Origin of the sequence: Rubripirellula amarantea, assembly GCF_007859865.1 — a bacterium.
GTDB lineage: Bacteria > Planctomycetota > Planctomycetia > Pirellulales > Pirellulaceae > Rubripirellula > Rubripirellula amarantea.
In genome coordinates, this window is record NZ_SJPI01000002.1 from 958885 (window position 1) to 979945 (window position 21061).

Here is a 21061-nt window from a genome sequence, read left to right on the forward strand (position 1 = left end):
GCAACCTTATGCTTAACGCAGTCATCCGATTCGCGCTTCAACAGCGCCTGCTGGTTATCGCCATCGCTTTGTTCCTCGTTGCCTATGGAACTTGGCAAACCTTGGTGATGCCGATTGACGTCTTTCCCGATTTGAACCGACCGCGAGTGGTCATCATGACCGAAGCGCCCGGCATGGCGCCTGAAGAGGTTGAATCGCTCATCACGTTTCCAATCGAAACGACGATGAATGGTGCCAGTGGTGTCGAAGCCGTCCGCAGTTCGTCTGGGGTGGGGATGTCCGTGATCTATGTCGAATTCGAATACGGCACCGACGTCTACACGGATCGGCAAATCGTTGCCGAACGTATGCAAATGGTCCAAGACCGTTTACCGCAAGGCATCACGCCTCAGCTCGCGCCGATCTCGTCCATCATGGGCCAAGTCTTGATGCTGGGAATGTGGAACGAAAGTCCCGACGCGGATCCCATGGAACTCCGAACGACCGCCGATTGGGTTGTGCGGCAGCGATTGTTGACGATTCCGGGCGTTTCACAAGTGTTCACCATGGGGGGTGAACGCAAACAGTTCCAAGTCTTGGTTGATCCGGATGCCATGCTGCGCTACGGCGTGACGCTCGCTGAAGTTGAATTGGCGGTGACGAAAAGCAACGAAAACGGAACGGGGGGCTATCTCGATCGACAAGGCCCTAATGAGCTACTTGTCCGGTCGTTAGGACGAATCGAGTCCATCGACGACTTGCAAAGTGTTCCGGTTAAAATCCGCGCAGGTCGGTCTGTGTTGCTATCACAGGTAGCACACGTTGTCGAGGGAGCTCAGGTGAAACGCGGTGACAGTTCAGCGTTCGTAAGAGTGGACGAAGGAGAAACGCTTGGCACTGATGCGCAGTCCCAAAATATAAGTTCGATGTGGATGGGTGGACCTGCCGTTGTGCTGACCATCAATAAGCAACCCGGGGCTGACACTCGTGCGGTGACCAATCGAGTGATGCAGGCGATTGAAGACCTCAAACCCAGTCTGCCGCCCGGTATGCAGATCTCGACTGTCTACTCTCAGAAGTCATTCATTGATCGGGCGATCGCAAATGTGGCCGAAGCACTACGGGATGGCGGAATTCTCGTTGTCGTGGTGCTGTTCCTATTCCTAATGAATTTGCGAACGACGTTCATAACGCTCACGGCGATTCCGCTGTCGCTAGTGATGACGTCGATCGTTTTTGCCATCTTCGGCTTGTCGATCAACACCATGACCCTTGGCGGAATCGCGGTTGCCATGGGGGAATTGGTTGACGATGCGATCGTTGACGTCGAGAACATCTTTCGGCGTCTCAAGGAAAACCGCTCCCAAGGCAATCCACTCAATCCATTGGTCGTGGTCTATCGCGCCAGTACCGAAGTGCGTCGATCGATCGTGTTCGGAACGATGATAGTGATTCTGGTTTTCTTGCCGCTGTTTGCGTTAGGCGGAATGGAAGGCAAGTTATTCGCGCCGCTGGGGGTTGCCTACATCGTTTCGATTCTCTCATCGCTAGTCGTATCGTTGACGGTGACACCAGTGCTGTCGTACTGGTTGTTAGGACTGAACAAGTCCACGGGGCACGAAAGCGATGGATTCTTGCTTCGTGGATTGAAAAGGATTGCGGACAAAGTCATAAGGTTTAGCTTGGCCTTTCCAAGGTTCAATCTTGGCGTGACGCTTGCCATGGTTGCCATCGCGGCGGTGGTTGTGTCGCGACTGGAAAAGGACTTTTTGCCTCCATTTAACGAAGGCACCATTCAACTAAACGTCGTATTGCCGCCTGGAACTTCGTTGAGTGCTTCGAATGCTATCGCACGCACGGTTGAGAAGTCTTTGCAAGAGATCGACGATGTGCAGCGATTCGCACGACGCACCGGACGTGCTGAACTTGACGAGCATGCCGAGGGCGTCAACATGTCGGAGTTGATCATCGAGCTTGATCCCGACTCACCCAGATCACGCGAAGAACAGTTAGCCGAGATCCGCGAATCGATGAGCCACATTCCGGGCGTGGTCACTGCGGTGGAACAACCCATCGCTCACCTCATCTCGCACATGCTCTCGGGTGTGAAGGCTCAGGTCGGTATCAAGATCTACGGCGACGATCTGAACTTGTTGCGGCGAAGGGCTGAACAGGTCAAAGCAGTGATGGAAACAATCCCGGGCGTGACCGACGCCTTGCTTGAACCTCAGGTGATCATTCCGCAACTACGAGTCGAGCTCGACCGGAACATGTTAACGCAGTACGGCATGACCACCGCTAGCGTGAATGAGTACATCGAAACGGCGATGAATGGCAAAGTTGTCTCGGAAGTTCTCGACGGAATGCGAACGTTCGACTTAGTCGTGCGGATGAAAGACGAGTATCGCGAAGACATCGAAGAACTGAAGCGATTGTCGATTCAGTTGCCCGAGGGCGGAACGTTACCTCTTTCGGCGCTAGCAAGGATCTACGAATCCGGAGGACCCAATGTGGTCAACCGCGAAAACGTCCAACGACGCACCGTCATTCAGTGCAATGTGGCCGATCGAGGAGTGGTTGATGTCGTGACGGATATACAAACCGCGATCCAGCCGATCGTTGACGATTTGCCACCCGGATACTTCGTCGAGTTTGGTGGGCAATTCCAAAGCCAGAAGTCGGCTAGCCGAGTGATCTTAGTTTTGTTTGTTGTTTCGATGACGGGCGTTTTCTTAGTGTTGTTCACACTCTTCCGTAGCGTGAACCTCGCCTTTCAGGTCATGGCAGCCCTGCCAATGGCGTTCATCGGATCAGTAGTTGCGCTAGTCGTGACCGGACAAACGCTCACGATCGCTGCGATGGTAGGATTCATCTCTCTCGCAGGTATCGCATCGCGAAACGGCATTCTGTTGCTTCAACACTATCTTCACTTGGTCGAACACGAAGGCGAGCAGTTCACGCCAACGATGATCATTCGAGCTGGATTGGAACGACTCGCTCCCGTGTTGATGACAGCACTCACATCGGGAATCGGATTGGTTCCTTTGGTACTATCCGCTGGTGAAGCTGGTAAAGAAATCCTCTACCCCGTCGCAACCGTCATCCTAGGCGGTTTGATCAGTTCAACGGCTTTGGACTTCTTCGTGCATCCGGCTCTATTCTGGTTGTTCGGAATGAAGTCGGCCGCTCGCGTCGTGAATGAATCAAACAACGAGGTTGAGTTGACCGAAGTTGGTCATACGGCTGAGGCTCGACCAGCGATTGACGTTTGAGCGAACATTCAACGCTGCTCAAGCGTTGAATGTTCATCATGTCTGCGAGTGTCGCAACGTCCTGTTGGTTGCCTAAGTCACCGATCGAAACTCAAGAACGCTGACCAAGAAGTCGCGACTACTGATCGCTTAGTTCACTTCCGACTTGGCGTCGCACATCAAGCATGATCTGCTGCTTTTCGCTCAGTTCGTTTTGCTCAGTAGTTTGGGAATGAGCGACGTTGGATTTGGTGGTGGTTGGGGAAGACGTGGTACGGAGTTCGGCATAGGTGCTGCCGGTAAGTGCAGCGAGAAGGGAAAGTGCGAGTGAACGACGCATCGTGGAATCCTTTGCAAGAGTAACGATCATTGAAACGGCATGATCGGTGGTGCACGAACTGCGCCAAATCCTAGCTCTCGCAAACGCAGACGAGATGCCGCCGTTCAAAAACTCAAGCCATTTTCCAGGGCATCCATCATTCCGAACGAAATGAAATGGCGTGAACAACGAAATGCCAGCATCCCCCAAAGGGTAATCATTGCTGACTAAAGTTTGCTCGTCGCGGACAGTCCTTGGTCGGTTGGATGCATTTCTTATGCGTTCGACAGTGATGCATGGATTAGCGATGCATGGATTAGCGATGCACGGATTAGCGATGCATGGATTAGCGTCGCTCAGCGAGACGGGCGGGGCGGAAAGTGTACGGAAATAGGCTAACCTTCCGACAACGTCATCGGAGGGACTGATTGGGTGCCCCCGGTGATTCTACTTCACCAGTTCGAGGGCGGACTGGGAGCGATTTTGAACATCGGTCAAACTGAGACAATGACGACTGACCGGTGCATATTCTAAGGAGCCGACATGACCAGCAATCCAGCTCAAAGATTCTACGACCGTATCAGCCACGCCTATGACATGATCGCGGATGGAGGAGAGCACGTTGCGAGAGAACGCGGTTTGGAACTGCTAGCTGCGCAACCTGGTGAATCCATTCTGGAAGTCGGTTTCGGAACGGGGCACTCACTCGTGTCGCTGGCCAAAGCAGTCGGCGATACGGGGAAAGTTGTTGGCGTTGATATTTCTAGCGGGATGCGCGATGTTGCGCAGAAGCGACTCGAAAAGTCCGGTCACGCTCACAATGTCGAATTGGTTGTCCAAGAGACGCCGCCATTGCCGTTCGAGGATGCTCAATTCGACGCCGTGGTGATGAGCTTCACTCTGGAATTGTTTCCCATCGCTGAAATTCCGGCGGTTCTCGCTGAGTGCAAGCGCGTACTTAAGAACAATGGTCGGCTGAGTGTGGTCAGCATGGCGGAAGTCTTGCCCGACGATCATGCGAGCATCTTGGAACACTCCTACGTTTGGATGCACACACACTTTCCGCACATTGTCGATTGCCAACCGATTCCGGTGGAAGCGATGATTACGGACGCGGGATTCACAATCACAACGCAGGAACGGATGGGATTGTTCACCATGCCGGTTGCGATCGTGATTGCCACAAATCAATAACTACGTTCAATCGTCGTTGTGATGATCGTTGATCACCGCAGACCGCTCTAAGCTCATTTCTAGCGATTCAAGTCGAGCTCGCAGAGTGGTTCGAGTGATGCCGAGCCGTTTGGCGGCTTGGGTGAGGTTGCCGTCTGTGGCACGCAGCACTTCCGCAAAAATCTCTCGCTCAGCTATGCTGACCAATTCGCGATGAATATCTTCACTCCCCGCGGCGAGACGATCTCTTGTCATCGCTGCGAAGTCGATTCCCGCTGGCGCGGCGTTGTTAGCCGTTGGCGATGCATTCGCTTGAATCGAGTGATTCCGTAACCCTTCCGGCAGATAAGCCGGAACGATTACCGGTCCGGTCGCTTCTAAAAGCGAGTGCTTAATCGCACTTTGAAGTTCTCGAACGTTGCCCGGCCAGGCATAAGATCGAAGAATTTCGATGGCTTCGGACGCTATCCCAGTCATCTCTTTGCCGAGTTCCTTTGCAAAACGCTTCAGGAAGTAGTTGGCAAGCAGAGCGATGTCGTTTCCTCTTTCCCGAAGCGGCGGCAACTTGATCGTGTACACGTTTAGCCGATAGTACAGATCACTTCGGAACTCTTTGTCTTCGATCGCCTTCTCGAGATTGCGATTGGTCGCAGCGATGATACGAGCGTTGGTGCGAATCGTTTCTGTGCCGCCCACGCGTTCGAACGTTTGATCCTGTAGGACGCGTAGGATCTTGGTTTGCATTAGCGGTGTCATGTCGCCAATTTCGTCAAGCAACAGTGTACCATCGTTGCACAATTCAAATTTGCCAACCTTCTTGCGGTCCGCACCGGTAAATGAACCCTTCTCGTGACCGAACAGTTCGCTTTCAAGAAGATTCTCGGGGATGGCGGCGCAGTTGATCGCCAGAAACCGCCCGGCCGAGCGTTCGCTGTATTGATAAATAGCTCGAGCGATCACTTCCTTGCCCGTTCCACTTTCACCTAAGATCAAAGCAGTTACATTCTGACGGGCGACGCGGCCGATCGAGCGATAAACTTCTTGCATGGCCGGACAATTTCCGATCAACAGGTCGTTGTCACTGTCGGCCAGCGAATCCTCGACCGATGCGTCAGGAACAACAGCACGAACCCGAGTCATGCGACTTGTTTCGGCGGCGTCTTCGATCAACGGAATCAAGGTGTCCGGGTCAAGCGGTTTCAAGATGTACTCGAAGGCACCCCGCTGCATCGCCTCAATTGCCGTTTGCGCGGTTCCTCGACCAGTCATGAGAATGATCGGTACCTTCGCATCGATGCGATGCAATTTCTCAAACACTTCCATTCCCGACATATCCGGCATGCGAATGTCGCACAGCACCACATCGGGACTGGAATCTAAGAACGCTTGGACGCCTTCCTGGGCAGTGGGACAAGTGGTGACCTTGTCATCGGGAAACGCCATCTCGATCGTCTCGAGGATGAGTGGTTCGTCGTCGATGACGAGCAAATGAGTCATGGGGTCATCCGGTTGGGTTGATCGATCACCTTGCGGACGATTCGCAGGAGTTGTTCATCGGTGTAAGGTTTGGCTAAGAATCCATCGACGTCAAGCAGTCGGCCCCCTTCGTGCCCCGGACGCCGCAGACCGCTGGTGGCGATAATGCGAGCGTTGGGGGCGATGGACCGGATCGTATCTTTGACCTCGAAACCATCCATGCCCGGCATCATCATATCAAGCAGAATCACGTTCAATGAATCGCTCTGGCTTTTGAAAGTGGCAACGGCCTCAACGCCACTGGTGGCGGTAACAACGTTGTACTGGAACGACTCTAAAGTTTCGCGGGCAGTATCCAGGATCATCGGTTCATCATCGACGATCAAAATGGTTTCGTTGTTACCGGTGGGCAACGCCGTCGCTTCACTGGCACCAACCGGGTTTGGCGTTAGTTTGGAAGACGGCAAGTAAATCGAAAACTTGGTGCCAACGCTCGGTTCGCTGTAAACCGTGATGTCGCCGCTGTAAGAACGAATGATGCCTAACGTCGTCGCCAAGCCAAGACCGGTGCCTTTGCCTTGAGCCTTGGTCGTAAAGAACGGATCGTAAATGCGGTCGATGATATCGCTCGAAATTCCCTCACCGTTGTCTGTGACGGTCAGCAACACATGCGGACCTGCGGACAAGGTATCACTGCTAGCGGCCCGCGATTCATCGACGTCAAAGTCCGCAACGTCTATTTCGAGTCGCCCACCGCCGGGCATCGCGTCCCGAGCGTTGATAGCCAGGTTCATAATGACTTGGGAAAGCTCGGTCGAGTCCGCGTCCACTTTTCGCAATTGTTCGGGTACTCGCACTTGAAGATCGATCGTTTGCTGAAGCGTATGACTCAGTATTTCCTCCAATTCCAACAGCAATTCACTCAGATCCACCTGTGTGCGTTGACCTTCGTCACCGCCAGCGAACGCAAGCAGCTTTTTGATCATTCGCCCGCCGCGATCAGCACTGGTGACGATGTTGTCGAGTAAGCGTTCAGGGGTCTTGCTGCCTCGTTTGAGCAACTTGGCGCTCATAACAATAGGAGTCAGTACGTTGTTGAGGTCGTGAGCGATCCCTCCGGCCAGCGTGCCGATACTTTCGAGTCGTTGCGTGCGGCGTTTCTTTTCTTCGTCACGAACTCGATCCGTGATGTCGATCAAGAAAAGCAACTTCCCGGACGGTTCGCCACTTTCGTCACGAATCAATGAACGGCGTTGTTCGAGCACGTAGTCACGACCGCCGGACGACTTCCAAGCAAATTGAGAACTAACGCGGCCAGTCCTTAATAGTTCTTGGCGTTCGCGATCCCATTGTTCAGGTTCAGCCGAAATGAGGGTGCGTGCATGCGAGCCAGCCATTTGTGATTCATTCAGGCCAAACAATTGCTCGGCGGAACTGTTCCAAGATCGTACCTTCCCATCGAGGTCACAAACCAGAACAGCGTCATTAATCTGTTCTAAGATCGCCGAGTACTCGCGTTGCTTGATCAAGCTGGTGTGAAAATCCGTCAAGTCACGAAATCGAACCGTAGTAAATCGCTCGGTTTCGGTAACGGTATGAGTTGCGGTGCCGCTGCTAGGAAACTCAGTCCCATCGTTTCGCACCATCAACTGGTTGTCAAACTCGCGAATCGGTTCGCTGGCTGCCACGGCGAAAGGGTTATTGATTTCATGTCCCGCGGTTCCCTTCGCAGCATGCACGCCGGACCCGTTGGTGGATGCCGGGTTCAACGATGGATCATCGCGACGGTTAGGCCAAACGACAAAGTCAAGAATCGAGCGAACAAAGCTGTCATCCCGATTGACTTGCAGGATATCTGCGGCGGCCGGGTTCATGAAACGGATCGAGAAATCATCGTTGAAAGCAACGATCCCCTCAAAAGCCGCATCGATCACGGCGGCCAGTTCGTCTTGCTCTTTCAACAATGCTAGTTCAGCAGCATCTCGTTTGCGTCGATCGAGCCAGGCTGCCAAACCCGTCGTTAAAATTAGCGCGAGCGCTATGAGGTGACCGGCCGTGATGGTCGTCTGCGACATTGCCGAGAGGTAACGATTGTGGGTCTCGGATTCTTGCAGTTGCTCGTTCTCGGTTTCAACAATCTGCTTTGCGACTTGGCGAGCCGATTCCATTGCAGCCTTCCCGCGCCCGCTCTTGACCAAACGCAAAACCTGTTCGTCGACACTTGTTGTCGCCTGAGCACGGCGAAGCTCGATCGTCTCGATGAAGTGCGCCTGCTGTTCATCGAACGAAGCTCGCAAACGTTTCACGCGGTCACTCAGCTTCGGGTCGGATTCCGCTAACGCGTGAAGTGTGGTGAACTCCGTTTCGGCTTTATCGACTCCGGACACATAGGGCGAAAGAAACGATTCGTCGCCGGTCAATAGAAACCCTCGCTGACCAGTCTGCATGTCCTTCATCGCCGACAACAATTGCTGTGCTGCTTCGCGAATGGCGTAAGAATGAGCGACAGCCTTCTCGCTGTTCCGAATCGCTAGCGTGTTGACGTAGGTAACAATACCGAAGATCGCGACCGCGAAGAATGCTGCGGCGATGGCGATGGGTAACCAGTAGCTACGATTGCTTGGAACATTCATGTGCATCGATTGTATCATCGACCACTTGATCTGAAAGCATGGCGTCACCGATGGACGATCGCATCACCGCGTTGGACCAAACAATCTGTTTGCAAACGCACTCGCGTCGGCATGCGATGTGCATCAAGGGATAGGCATCAGTCAATCTCTCGGTCCTCCGACCAAAACACCCGTCTAAGAAACGCCGTCATGGAACTCCTGGCTACTCGAAACGGATCCGTCGAATCGCTCCAACGAGTCTTTGATCATTTATGCGATCAATGGACCGGGTGCAATTGGAAGACCGCGGTCGGGCCACTTCGGCTTAACCTGAAGAATGTCCGGGCCAGGCAAGCGAGACTGATTTCTGAAGCAACCTCGGGTGATGAGTCTGCGGCATGGAATCTGGCGATGGAGTTTCTCGCCAGTATTGAGAACGACGCTTTAGCGGCAAGAAAGTCTGCCGAAACCGCGATGGCTTTGATGTGTCTCGGCAAGACCGACGAAGCGATTGCCATGGTCGATCGGGCAGTTGAGCTTGAAGCCAAGTATCGCGATCCCGTTGTCTGGACGTTGTTGCGAGACGCCGTCGGCGGATAACAATTGATCAGGCCGACCAATCTTTAGCCGCTTTGCTCAGATGATTGGCATAAATAGACGATTTATAGCCATTGGCACGTAGCGTGCAGATGATTGCACGTGTGCTTCGCTGATCGGCTTCAGGCACGCTCCCCCCTATCAAACGCCAGCGAAAAGGAATTCTCATGTTGGTCCTGAGTCGAAAAGCAGACGAGTCCATCCAAATCGGTAACGACATTGTCATCAAGGTCATTCGTGTGCAGGGAAACCGAGTGCGACTTGCAATCGAAGCTCCCAAGGAGATTCGAGTCGTCCGCGGCGAACTCGAAAAGCTCGCGTCCGAAACCCAAGTGGTTGTAAAACAGAGTGGGCTAGATCTAGATCCGCTAGTCGGTGCGTTGTTGGCTGTTTCAGCGACGGCAACGTAAACATCGCAAATCGCATGCATTGACGGGTTGCGGGCACCGCTTCGTAGAATCGAAACGCTTGGTTTCACGTTCTCCGCCGCTATTTGGTGATTCTCACCACGATCGGCGAGGCTGAAACACTCACCGGAATACGCAGGTTCAGCCCTTCGCCCATGAAAATAGGGGCCATGCGTAGTTTGCGAAGAGACTGCGACGTCTTTTCAATGCAGCTCGGACAAGTCCCCGGATATGACGAACATGAAGAAGGGGCGTCGGGTTAACGCCGATTGAACTCCCTTTCAGATGGCAATAACGAATGAGCAAGCGATCATGAAGGCGGCGAAACTGTTATTGGCTTTGGGACTAGCATTCAGCATGGGGGCGTCGGTTGCATCCAGCCAAGAGTTCTCGGAGATGCTGATCGACGAAGAAGCTGTGGAACTGGCGACAAGCGACCAGATTCAAGCGCTGCAAAAGCAGATCGACGAACTCAAGGCCAGCAACGTCGCGAGTGTTCCGGTAACAAAAAGCGAAGACAAGAAGAGTTACCCGGACTTCAAGGTTACCGGATTCTTTCAACTCGACACCGCATACTTCGATCAGTCAGACGAAAGCATTGCCACTCTCGGTGATATCCAAGATGGGACTGGGTTTCGACGTGCACGCATTGCGGCGGCGGGGAACTTGACCGAGCGAGCCTCGTACTTGATGGAGTTCGATTTCGCTCAGGCCCAAGCCCGATTCGTCGACGTATGGGCTCAGATCAACGACACGCCGCTGGGCAATCTGCGTATTGGACGTTTCCGCCAACCGTTCGGCATGAGCGAACTAACGAGCGTACGAGAATTGACGTTCATGGAACGTCCTACCACCTTTGCTCTTGCTCCCTTCCGACAAACCGGAATCATGCTTTCGGATACTGCCGTCGATGACCAGATCACATGGGCGGTATCTGGATTCCGGACATTGTCGGACAACTTTGGAAACGTCTACGCTGACAACGGCGGCTATGGAACTGCCGAACGGATTACGGGCTTGCTGGTCGACCGTGGAGATTGTGGGCTGCTGCATGTCGGACTTGATCACAGCTTTCTTAATCCCGGTCGTGGGCAACTACAGTACGTTAGCCAAGACGAGATCTTTGTGGGGCAACAACCCAACCTAGGTCCAACCGGCCTCAGCGTTCTTCCGATCGATGGGGTTCCGCCGTTTGTCAATTCGGGTGTGTTTGCAGTCGACACGGCAAACCTGTTCAATGTCGAAGCCGCAGCGTCATTGGGTCGAGGCCTCATCCAATCGGAATACCGTTGGTCCAACCTCGATTTGCCGACCGGCGAAAACGTGACCGTCGAGGGCGGCTACGTGAGAGCCCGGTATGTCCTGACCGGTGAAGTGATTCCTTACAACCGAGCCGCGGCGGTATTCGGCCGAATCAAACCCGATCACCCCCTTGATATTTGTAAGGGTGATTGGGGGGCGTGGGAAATCGCGGGACAACTGAGCTACCTGGATCTAAACCCTCTCTTTGGCAAACCTGGTGTGCCTGGCAAGGGTCGCGAGTTGACGTCTTCGTCGGTGGCATTGAATTGGTATTGGTGGGCTAACGGCAAGTGCCAGTTCGAGTATGTGCACGGACAGCTAAATGATCTGGTTTTGGGGGATAGCCACACCAATACGTTTGCCAGCCGCGTGCAGTTTGACTTCTAACGAAGCCTTAGCTTGCACGGCTTCGTCAAACCGCGTGCGCTTTTACCAGTCAGGTTGTGACGACGACGCCCAGATATGGTTGGGAAACGAAAAAGCCCCGCGAAGGATGATTCCGACGCGAGGCTTTCGACGTTGGCTCAGCCGACACTAGCGCAGCCAACTCACAAACGGACGAGCCTGAGCTTGCACGTGGTGAGTGGTTCCGTGTTGCCAAAAGCCGACATTGGGATGTTGACGGCGCAAGATCGGATTGTTGATGCGGTCGGCCGAGGCGACGCCGGAGGTGCTTAAGACCGCTACCAAGGTGGCGACTGCGATCAAGCTGCGTACGAAACGTGTCATGATTGGAAACCTTTATTGAAACAATCGGTAAGACCATCAAGCCGCCAAACGCGTCAGTCAAAGAACCCGATTGTGCATCACTTGCTACCTCACCGAATCCGCCTTTGGGTTCGGTCGTTGATGATCTTGTGCCGAATCTCTGACGCAATGAACGTGCCACACTGGATGCCCGGCACCGTTAACGACATTCTCGCCCGGTACATCTGCCAATTTTGGGCTTGTCATTGAAGACGTTCTCTCGTCGACGCGACCATTCTCTGGTCGCGCCGATCAATATTCTTCCGCAAACAAACTGCATTGACGGTTCCAACGGCGTTTTCTGAGTCAGACGCGATACGGCACGATTCGTGCGATAGGGAAGTCGACTCGCTCCGAGCCCATCGATTCCTCCATGCCTACGCCCATCCAGAATGACAAAAAGCCTAGATCAAGCGGCCACTTCAAACGATGCAGAGATTCCACGAGGAAATTTGTCTGGATTCAAGAGGTACATGAAGGATGACTTGGTCGCCGGAGGACTGGTGTTCCTGATTGCGTTACCGCTGTGTTTGGGAATCTCGATCGCATCTGGGTTCCCCGCAATCGCCGGCGTCTTCACCGCCATCGTCGGATCAGTCCTGACGACGTTCCTGAGCAACAGCGAACTGACCATCAAAGGCCCCGCGGCGGGGATGATCGTGATTGTCTTGGGCGCGGTCACTAGCTTTGGATATACAGGCGGCGTCGATGCTGCGGCCGACATGCAAGCCTATCAGATGGCATTAGCGGTGGGTGTGGTTGCTGGTCTCTGTCAAGTTGCATTTGGGCTTCTGCGAGCTGGTGTGTTGGGAGACTTCTTTCCTACCTCCGCTGTTCACGGGATGCTCGCGGCGATCGGCGTGATCATTATCGCCAAGCAATTGCCTGTCACCGTCGGTCAAACCGCATCCGGTGAACCGCTAGAGATCATCCGCGAACTGCCCCACACGTTGATGGCCGCCAATCCTGAAATCGCTGCGATCGGAATCGTCAGCTTGGTGATTCTGTTTGGGATGTCGTTCTGGAAATCACGAACCAAGAATACGATCGTCAAAGCAGTCCCAGCACCGCTGCTCGTGCTGCTAGTCGCTGTGCCGATGGGCGTGTGGTTTGACCTTGCGCACGAACACACCTATTCCATGTTTGGGCATGAGTACTCACTTGGCGAAAAGTTTCTCGTCAACGTTCCTTTCAATCTAGTCGGTGCGATGGCGTTTCCGGACTTTCGTGTATTCACCAATGGCGAGACCCTGCCAGTAGCATTGAAGTGGATCGTGATGTTTTCGTTGATCGGCTCACTTGAATCTTTGCTCAGTGCCAAAGCAGTGGACATGCTCGATCCCTACCGTCGCAAAACGAATTTGAATCGAGATTTGGTCGCGGTCGGCATCGCCAATACCGCTGTCTCATGCATCGGCGGATTGCCAATGATTTCGGAGATCGTGCGTAGCAAGGCCAACATCGACAACCAAGCAAAAACCCGTTTCGCGGACATGTGGCACGGCGTTTTCCTTTTGGGCTTTGTTGCCCTGCTGCCCGCATTGATTCACCGAATTCCGTTGTCCGCTTTGGCAGCCATGCTGGTGTTTACCGGGTTTCGCCTGGCTTCACCCAGTGAGTTCATGAGCGTTTACCGAGTTGGCAAAGAGCAGCTCGTGATCTTCGTCACAACGATTATCGCTGTGCTTTCCACCGATTTGTTGATCGGGATTGGAATCGGGATCGCCACCAAATTTGCCATTCACTACCTCAATGGCGTATCACCACGCTCGCTTCTGTTTCCTTACCTCGACATTGAAGAAAACGTCGACGGCGAGATCACAGTCCATGCTGCCGAATCAGCTGTGTTCAGCAACTGGATTGCATTCCGTCGACAACTCGTCAGTGCAAGTTTGGTGCATGGCAAAGGCGCCACGATTGACTTCTCCAACGCTCACTTGGTGGACCATAGCGTGATGGAAAAACTACATGAATTGGAAGACGAATTCCATCGAGCCGGCGTCGAACTGACGATCGTTGGACTCGACAACCACACACCGCTCTCTGATCATCCAATGGCTGCACGAAAACGCCAGCCCGTTCACTAAATCTTTCCCACACCGCTTCCAGCTCGACGCGTCGGAAGGGATCATCTCCTTGGTCCATGCCAACATGCCGGGCTGAATTTACATCGTTCATTCCTTCATGCTCAACCTGATCCTCGTCGTTTTTGTCCTCGGCTACCTAGCCATCGCGTTCGAACACAAACTGCACATCAATAAGGCTGCCAGCGCTCTGTTCATCGGAGTCGTTTGCTGGTCACTTTATGTGGTCAATCTTTCGGATCTATTGCCACCTGACTCGATTCCATATTGGTTTCAACAAGAGTCAATTGCGGAAAATGCGACCGATGTCGCGTTGCACTACGCGATTGACGCTCAGCACTTACACCAAACCGGTGAGATCGCAAGTATCCTGTTCTTCTTGATGGGCGCCATGACCATCGTCGAACTTGTCGATGCGCACGAAGGGTTCGCACTGGTCACTGACCGAATCCGCACTCGAAACAAGCGAACGCTTTTGTGGACAGTGGGACTGCTAACGTTCTTCCTTTCGGCCATCCTGGATAACCTAACGACAACGATCGTCATGGTGTCTTTGCTACGCAAGTTGGTTGGCGATCGCGACGACCGGTTGCGATTCGTTGGTCTTGTGGTGATTGCAGCGAACGCAGGCGGGGCCTGGACCGTGATCGGCGACGTGACGACGACCATGCTCTGGATCAAGCACAAACTTGGGACCATGGAAGTAATGGGCGAGCTGTTTCTAGGAAGCTTGGTTTGCTTGATTGTGCCGATGATTGGATTCTCGCGATCGATGTCTGGCCAGTTCGTTCCACCAACCGTTTCCGAACATCATCTCGCGAAGGACATACGGCCATGGCACCAATGGCTCTTTTTGACGTTGGGAATCCTGGGCTTGCTCAGTGTTCCTCTCTTCAAGACATACACCCATCTGCCGCCGTACATGGGCATGATGCTAAGTCTTTCGATTCTATGGGTGGTGTCCGAAGTTGTTGGCCATACGCTAGACGAACAAACGCGGTCGACCACGGGAGTGCTAGCGGCGCTGCGAAGAGTGGATATGTCCAGCATCCTTTTCTTTCTGGGGATCCTGTTGGCGGTCGGTGCTCTGGGCGCAACCGGCGTCCTGCAATCGGCGGCCATGTGGCTAGATAAGGTTCTTCCGAATCGAGACATCGTTGCCGTCGCCATTGGCTTGATTTCTTCGGTTGTCGATAACGTGCCACTGGTCGCCGCTGGCATTGAGATGTATGACCTGCCAATCAATGATCCGTTCTGGATGTTGTTGGCCTACAGTGCAGGGACCGGCGGAAGTTGTCTGATCATCGGCTCGGCCGCAGGAGTGGCCGCCATGGGCCTAGAAAATGTTGACTTCTTGTGGTACGCCAAACGAATCGCCCCTTGGGCCATGGCGGGATATATCGCCGGGGCCGTTGCTGTCATGGCTCAACAAGCAGTCACGTTATGACCCGAGCAAATCCACACGACGATTTGCACACGTGAATTTGGCGTGGGCGATGATGCGTTGGGTGAGACGAATGAATGGTTGCATGCTGAACTTGTTGCTGCACCGATAGAACGAATCGCTCGTCAACAGTTCACGTGGTGCCGTCGCGGGAACGGTAGGTGCCTAGCGGAAGCGCCGATTTGCGAAATGCCTTTGCCAGGTGAGCATCGAGGCAAGGTTTATGAAACGATAAAACGTCCATTTAACAGTTGCACGACATGCACCAAAGACACCATAAATCCCTACGGTACCTCGAATCGCCTCAACGGTACGTTAGCTGACCACTGCAGCCAAAGCTAATCGCTTGACGTGGCCCTCTCGCCCGCGTGAGAATAAGTCTGGCTCGCTCCCAGCCGAAGGTGCCATCAGGATTGAGAACCTGTATCGCACATCTTCTCACCTGTATGCCCAGCCCTACCAGAACGGTGCGAAGCACAGTTATCCGACTTTGTAAGTGAACTCTTGTTTGTCACGAAGAAAATTGAACTGACCGCTGACGGCTTTCGTGTGCGATACTTCGCACCTAGCGACCCGCCCGATGTAGACCGTTACGGCGAATATGCTTGGAGCGAAATTTGTGCGATTACCGCGTTTCGGCGTTTGTATGAACCCTCAGGCAAAATCATGAATTGCCTTGAGGTCTACGAAGGAGACTCAGCTCACGAGGACTTTGTTGACGCTCCGTACTTCGATGGCTGGGACCGCCTTGCACAGGCGATCAACACGAACGTACCCGTCGCAATGACGTCGTGGATCGAACGGTTGGCGGAGATAGAGCCACACCCATTGTTCAAGCAGCATACTGAAGTTTTTCCAATGCTCTTGCTGTACCAACGTGACCAGACGTTACCTCCAGCGCTTGATGCGGATTGTGAGTTTTGCGATTCGCGAATAGAACTGCTCAAATAGACCTGCGGATCACTATCGCGTGCCTACGGAGCGGCGGTGGAGACTAATTGCAAATGGTTGCCTTGCTTCCGCCGCCTGGTGACGCTTACCTGTAGCCAATACTTGTGATGACAACGTTACGCTTTCGTCCAGCGCGGCCCGATGAGGCTAACGAATTGACTAGGATTGCTACGGCATCGAAACGCACATGGGGCTACGACGAAGAGCAGATGTCACTCTGGATTCCGGGGTTCACTTTCACTCCTGACAATATCGCCACTCGCACAGTGTCCGTGGCACAGATTTCTGGCGACACTGTTGCCGTTTCCTCGCTCTGCATTGCGGACACTCAATGTCAACTGGATGAATTCTGGGTTCATCCCTCTTCCATTGGCACGGGGATTGGTCGGCAACTGCTAGAATACACCCTCGCGCTAGCGTCTCGAGCGGGGTTCGATTTTGTTACGGTTGTGTCTGACCCAAACGCGGAGGGGTTCTACCTTCGTTTTGGCGGCACTCGCATTGGTCTTCGCGAATCATTACCAAAAGGGCGGAACTTGCCGGTATTGAAGGTACCGACACAACCAAACCTCGCATGACCATGGGTGTTACGCAGCGTTGGTGGCAGGTAGTTTCGTCTGCTTGAAAGTCAATCGCTGCCGCCCGCAAAAACCCGACCGTCGGCGACTGATCTGGTCTAGCGTTTCAGGTGGTGGGTAGCGACTTGAGGCTAAACTGAATGCCAATCTCGAAGCATGTTCTAACTCGACGCGACTGGGACAAGCGATTCCTCACTTGGTCGGTCTTCCTAGCCGCAATCGCGTTGGTAGGCTCGATCGCGTACGGTGATCACTCGCTGTGGTTCGCATTTGTGTTCGTCGTGCCGCTGTACCTGCTGATGCGATACTCAACATCGATCACTGGATATCATTCGCCTCGCTTAAGTCGTTGGTCGATTCTAATCCTACCGACACTGTATATTGTCCTACCGATGGCTGTTGCGTTGAGTCGGTACCTGTTTAATAGTTTGTTACCATGGTGGCCCTGGGCGCTTGGACAAGATTTAGGACGTTCGTTGAATCGCCTGCATCCGATGAATCGCCCGCATCCGATGAATACCTTCACGCGATGGACGTGTGGATCGCGGATTGCCGCATGACAAACCCAAGCAATGTTGATGGATGCCGCAAGATTGACGAGGAGTCTCGCTCATTACTCATCGTTCGCTCGCACTCGACGCATTCCGCTGCTGTCTGACAGATTAAAGCAACCTATGACAGACGATGAAACATTCCTAGCCGAGTTCGAAGGATGTCGTTGGCCTCTCAGTAGATGGCACCATCGAGACCATATAAAACTTGCCTATCTTTATCTCTGTCGATATTCGTTTGGAGAGGCACTTTCAAGAATTCGTGACGGTATCAAGGCGCATAACGCTGCCCATCAGTTGCCGGACTCGTCGACAAGTGGATTTCACGAAACGATGACCCACGCGTGGTTGTGCCTAGTCCAATTTGCAATTGCAGAGTACGGACCATCAGCGAACGCGGATGACTTTTACGAGAATCATCCAGAGCTATCGCAACAGAAGACACTCCGTTTTTTCTATTCGAAAGAGCGGTTTATGTCTCCAGAGGCGAAAACGAGATTCTGCGAGCCGGATCTAACGCCGTTTCCAATAGGTCGGGGATGTAAAGGCAAAGATAGCCAAACGGAAACCCCGGCCGGAGGATCGGGTGAAACGTGAGGGTTCGCGGATCGAGATGCCGCCGAAGCTTACCTCGATTACACTTTTTGATTGCTCCGCTTCAATCTCTATAGGGTGATTGCATGTCGTTCGCAGTGTTTTGTATTGCGTCAGTCTGAGTCATCTGAGCCGCCCATCACTTAGGCTTCGCCGTGCGAATCGTCCGTTGAGACAAAAGCCTGGAATCCCGATCTCTTTCGTGTGGTGACCAGCAAGTCGTTTTAGAATTTGTCTTCGCAGCAGATCTGTGAATCGAATTCAACGCGGTATGACGGTTCCTCTATCAGCCACCCTATTGTTCACCTTTACCTATTCGTGTTGCTGAGAACGTACTCCCATCGGTGGGCATTGATGCGTCGGTTTCAGCGAAAGAAGTGCTGCTCGCTCGTGTTGCTTCACCGGAAAGATGTTTCGCTTGGTAAGAGTTCAACACGGTGCTGGTGTGAGAAGCTTGCTAACTACTTAGCGCCCGCATTGTGGAGCTGTTCCTGGAACGAACTCCAAAAGCCTCGGTCTCGCTCGTATCGCACGGGATCGAGCTGACTTTTGAAGTAGTCGAGATGTCCAATCCAATCCTGAGTGACTTTCACGTAGGAATAGTCGTCAGCGGCCATTGGATTGGAAAAATCGGGATCACCCGGTGACCTGGTATGCGAATAGGAACCATCCGGTGCAAGGACGATGTTGGAAAGAATCGCCGGGAGCATCATTTCCAGTTCGTAGGTCATGCGTTCTTGAAAGGTCAGGTCAGCGGTCGCGGCATCCCAAGCCACCACCACTTCGGGCGGCGTCGTGCTGTTAGGAAAACGGATGGAGTAGGCGGCACCCGACTGGGTCAGTCCATCTCGATTGACATCGACCTGGGCCGCAGGGGGTAGCAAAAGATTCAACGCCCCTTCTTCGCTCAACGAATTGACCTCGATCGAATTCGCTAGCCAGTGAGCACTTTGGATACTATCGAGTTCTTCGCTTGATAGACCGCTGAGAAACGCTTTAGGATCAACGTAGGCGCCTTCGTTGTAAGCCTTGTTGAGAACGTTGCCGAACGTCTGACCGAGATCTTGAGGCGCTTCGGGACTTGCGTATCGACCTAGGCGTTCCACCTGATACCATTGGTGCCAAGACTGTTCAACGAGATCGGCAAGAGGCACCGCAGTATCGGAACTCTCGGCTGAAGCGTAGCCTGCGCGTCCTGATTCCATTAGCACTTCACTGAACACGCTCTGGATGTTTCTATCCTGAACACGTCGCTTCTGCTCAAGTGTCATCACGGCGGGTTGTTGCTCGTTGATTTTCAACTTGATAGCTCCCTGGGAAAAACTGAGGCCAAGTTAAATATCGGAACCGTCGGCTAGATCACTGAAGGCAACTTAGTTTGATTTTTCCGGTTACCGCATTGCGCTTTTGCGAAACGATCAATTCATGCGCTTTTCCATAACGAAGTTAGTTAGGTAGACACCTTTACAGTCGACCGACTGCTTCTTTGTGACTTGATAGCCTCGTGATTGAAAGAATGGTCGAGCGGTAAGGCTGGCGTGCGTATAGATGCGCCGCAAACCGACTTCCATAGCCTTGGTTTCGATCGCCAGTGTTAGCATCGTCGCGATTCCTCGACGCTGGTGATCAGCCGAAACGAATAGGCGATCCAAATAGCCGTCCAGGCCCATGTCGGCAAAACCGCCAAGTTTCCCTTCTCGCTCAACAACGAACGCGAACTTGCCCTCGAACCGTTGTAGCCAAAGTTCGAATGAGGAACTCGCATTCAACCACGCGGCGATCTGTTCAGGCTCATAGTCGCGCGTGTTGATGCGTCGAATCGTATCCTGAAACAATTGCCAACACGCTTCACCGTCCTCTGGGACGAAGTGACGTAGGTGATAGTCCGTATCCATCTTCGCTTCGCGCAAACTCATTCCCCGGTATTCTCTACTACAATAGCACGCGTGACTCGACGGATGCTAAATCAGCATCATTGAACTGCCACCCATCCCAAACGTTTGGTGCGAAACCCGCATGAGTGAGTATCCCTACAACTTTGAAGTGAAGATCGACAGCACGCTGGTTTATCTGCCTAAACACATCGTATCAAAGATAGATTTCAGCAAGTCGAAGCGGTTGCGTATCGACGGGGAGATCAACGGCATTCGAATCGAATGCGGCTTGATGCCCGACAAGGGAAAATGGGGCTTCTTAGTTTCAAAGAAGTTGCAAAAGCTTTGCGGTATTTCGCCAGGCGACACGGCGAGCATCAGTTTCGATATCGCGGATTCCGAATCGGTCGTTGTTCCGGTTGAACTGCAACATTCACTTGACGCCAACAATTCGGCAATGAGCGTCTGGCAACAATGGACCGCGGGAAAGCGACGCGCTTACTGTCTTCGTATCGATTCAGCAAAACGCCCGGAAACACGAGAGAAGCGAGTGGACGAAGTGATCGCGATCCTGTTGGCCGAAAGAGGAATGCAGACTGGCGTGACCACATGGCAAGATTTCCAGAAACTTGACATGCGTGCGGGAACAATCACGGCGGCCAAACCATTCAAAGATGCTCACAAGCCAGCCTATCAAGTGAGTGTGGACTTTGGCGGGAAGATCGGACTTAAGCGCACGAGCGCCCAGATCACAGACCATTATAGCGTGGACGAACTCATCGGCCGCCAAATCATCGGCGTTCTTAGTTTTGCACCGAAGCAGATTGGAAAGTTCATGTCAGAGTTTCTCATCGTCGGATTCTATCGTGAAGACGGCACCGTCGTTCTAGCTGTGCCCGACGACCGCGTTCCCAACGGTGCGAAACTCGCGTAGACCGCCGTGAAAGCACCTGACGCAAGCATCGGAAACTACGCTATCAAGTATCGTTGGCAGCTCTGCTCTGGCGGGATGATCTGTTGTTATTGCTCGCGAGCACAACGATAATGGCAGACACAACATGCAAGGCCTGCGTTTACAGGCTACCACGTCTGGAACGAATGGACGATTCAGTGCGAAACGAT

At 53.2% G+C, this 21061-nt stretch carries 18 protein-coding genes; 11 read left to right on the forward strand and 7 right to left on the reverse strand.

Annotation, left to right across the window (positions count from 1 at the left end; translation table 11 throughout):
- Positions 1-8 precede the first annotated feature (8 nt).
- Positions 9-3251, forward strand: coding sequence for an efflux RND transporter permease subunit (locus tag Pla22_RS16910; protein ID WP_146515989.1), 3243 nt, complete (start codon positions 9-11; stop codon positions 3249-3251).
- A 118-nt stretch (positions 3252-3369) separates the two neighbouring features.
- Here the strand turns inward: Pla22_RS16910 and Pla22_RS16915 are convergent, their stop codons facing one another.
- Complete coding sequence (locus Pla22_RS16915) at positions 3370-3570, reverse strand: hypothetical protein (protein WP_146515990.1); 201 nt, start codon at positions 3568-3570, stop codon at positions 3370-3372.
- A gap of 254 nt (positions 3571-3824) precedes the next feature.
- Positions 3825-3896, reverse strand: a complete 72-nt coding sequence (locus Pla22_RS25970; protein ID WP_146516577.1) for a pentapeptide repeat-containing protein — start codon at positions 3894-3896, stop codon at positions 3825-3827.
- A gap of 196 nt (positions 3897-4092) precedes the next feature.
- On the opposite strand from Pla22_RS25970, the gene Pla22_RS16925 reads away from it, so the two are divergent.
- Positions 4093-4743, forward strand: a complete 651-nt coding sequence (locus Pla22_RS16925) for a class I SAM-dependent methyltransferase (protein WP_146515991.1) — start codon at positions 4093-4095, stop codon at positions 4741-4743.
- A gap of 6 nt (positions 4744-4749) precedes the next feature.
- On the opposite strand, the gene Pla22_RS16930 is transcribed toward Pla22_RS16925, so the two are convergent.
- Positions 4750-6219: a sigma-54-dependent transcriptional regulator gene (locus Pla22_RS16930; protein ID WP_146515992.1), complete on the reverse strand. Its 1470-nt coding sequence runs from the start codon at positions 6217-6219 to the stop codon at positions 4750-4752.
- Positions 6216-8831, reverse strand: a complete 2616-nt coding sequence (locus Pla22_RS16935) for a CHASE3 domain-containing protein (RefSeq protein ID WP_165440715.1) — start codon at positions 8829-8831, stop codon at positions 6216-6218. Before Pla22_RS16935 ends, Pla22_RS16930 begins: the two co-directional genes overlap by 4 nt.
- A 189-nt stretch (positions 8832-9020) precedes the next feature.
- Here Pla22_RS16935 and Pla22_RS16940 point away from each other — a divergent pair, with 189 nt between their 5' ends.
- The 3 genes from Pla22_RS16940 (at position 9021) to Pla22_RS16950 (ending at position 11503) form a co-directional block, all read left to right on the forward strand.
- On the forward strand, positions 9021-9410 hold the full coding sequence (locus Pla22_RS16940) for a hypothetical protein (protein ID WP_146515994.1): 390 nt from the start codon (positions 9021-9023) through the stop codon (positions 9408-9410).
- Between the two features lie 164 nt (positions 9411-9574).
- Complete coding sequence (gene csrA / locus Pla22_RS16945; RefSeq protein WP_146515995.1) at positions 9575-9817, forward strand: carbon storage regulator CsrA; 243 nt, start codon at positions 9575-9577, stop codon at positions 9815-9817.
- Positions 9818-10099: 282 nt separating this feature from the next.
- Positions 10100-11503 (forward strand): OprO/OprP family phosphate-selective porin, encoded by a 1404-nt coding sequence (locus tag Pla22_RS16950; protein ID WP_146515996.1) that lies wholly within the window; start codon positions 10100-10102, stop codon positions 11501-11503.
- A 147-nt stretch (positions 11504-11650) separates the two neighbouring features.
- Here the strand turns inward: Pla22_RS16950 and Pla22_RS16955 are convergent, their stop codons facing one another.
- On the reverse strand, positions 11651-11845 hold the full coding sequence (locus Pla22_RS16955; RefSeq protein WP_146515997.1) for a hypothetical protein: 195 nt from the start codon (positions 11843-11845) through the stop codon (positions 11651-11653).
- Between the two features lie 410 nt (positions 11846-12255).
- Here Pla22_RS16955 and Pla22_RS16960 point away from each other — a divergent pair, with 410 nt between their 5' ends.
- The 5 genes from Pla22_RS16960 to Pla22_RS16980 all read left to right on the forward strand — a co-directional run bounded on the left by Pla22_RS16960 (position 12256) and on the right by Pla22_RS16980 (position 17480).
- Positions 12256-13950 carry a SulP family inorganic anion transporter gene (locus Pla22_RS16960; RefSeq protein ID WP_146515998.1) on the forward strand — a complete coding sequence of 565 codons (1695 nt, stop codon included), beginning with the start codon at positions 12256-12258 and terminating at the stop codon, positions 13948-13950.
- A gap of 97 nt (positions 13951-14047) precedes the next feature.
- Positions 14048-15394 carry a sodium:proton antiporter NhaD gene (nhaD, locus tag Pla22_RS16965; RefSeq protein WP_146515999.1) on the forward strand — a complete coding sequence of 449 codons (1347 nt, stop codon included), beginning with the start codon at positions 14048-14050 and terminating at the stop codon, positions 15392-15394.
- A gap of 501 nt (positions 15395-15895) precedes the next feature.
- Positions 15896-16342, forward strand: a complete 447-nt coding sequence (locus tag Pla22_RS16970) for a hypothetical protein (RefSeq protein WP_146516000.1) — start codon at positions 15896-15898, stop codon at positions 16340-16342.
- Between the two features lie 107 nt (positions 16343-16449).
- Entirely contained in the window at positions 16450-16920 is a 471-nt protein-coding gene (locus tag Pla22_RS16975; RefSeq protein WP_146516001.1) for a GNAT family N-acetyltransferase, read from the forward strand.
- 140 nt (positions 16921-17060) lie between these two features.
- The gene (locus tag Pla22_RS16980; RefSeq protein ID WP_146516002.1) at positions 17061-17480 is read left to right on the forward strand and encodes a hypothetical protein; all 420 of its coding nucleotides are present in this window, start codon (positions 17061-17063) and stop codon (positions 17478-17480) included.
- Between the two features lie 1046 nt (positions 17481-18526).
- On the opposite strand, the gene Pla22_RS16985 is transcribed toward Pla22_RS16980, so the two are convergent.
- Together Pla22_RS16985 and Pla22_RS16990 are read right to left on the reverse strand one after the other, a co-directional pair.
- Positions 18527-19366 carry a hypothetical protein gene (locus Pla22_RS16985; protein ID WP_146516003.1) on the reverse strand — a complete coding sequence of 280 codons (840 nt, stop codon included), beginning with the start codon at positions 19364-19366 and terminating at the stop codon, positions 18527-18529.
- Between the two features lie 117 nt (positions 19367-19483).
- Positions 19484-19981, reverse strand: coding sequence for a GNAT family N-acetyltransferase (locus tag Pla22_RS16990; RefSeq protein WP_242632118.1), 498 nt, complete (start codon positions 19979-19981; stop codon positions 19484-19486).
- A 100-nt stretch (positions 19982-20081) separates the two neighbouring features.
- Between Pla22_RS16990 and Pla22_RS16995 the strand changes: the two genes are divergently transcribed.
- Positions 20082-20873 (forward strand): tRNA-binding protein, encoded by a 792-nt coding sequence (locus tag Pla22_RS16995; RefSeq protein ID WP_146516004.1) that lies wholly within the window; start codon positions 20082-20084, stop codon positions 20871-20873.
- The last annotated feature ends 188 nt before the right edge of the window (positions 20874-21061 follow it).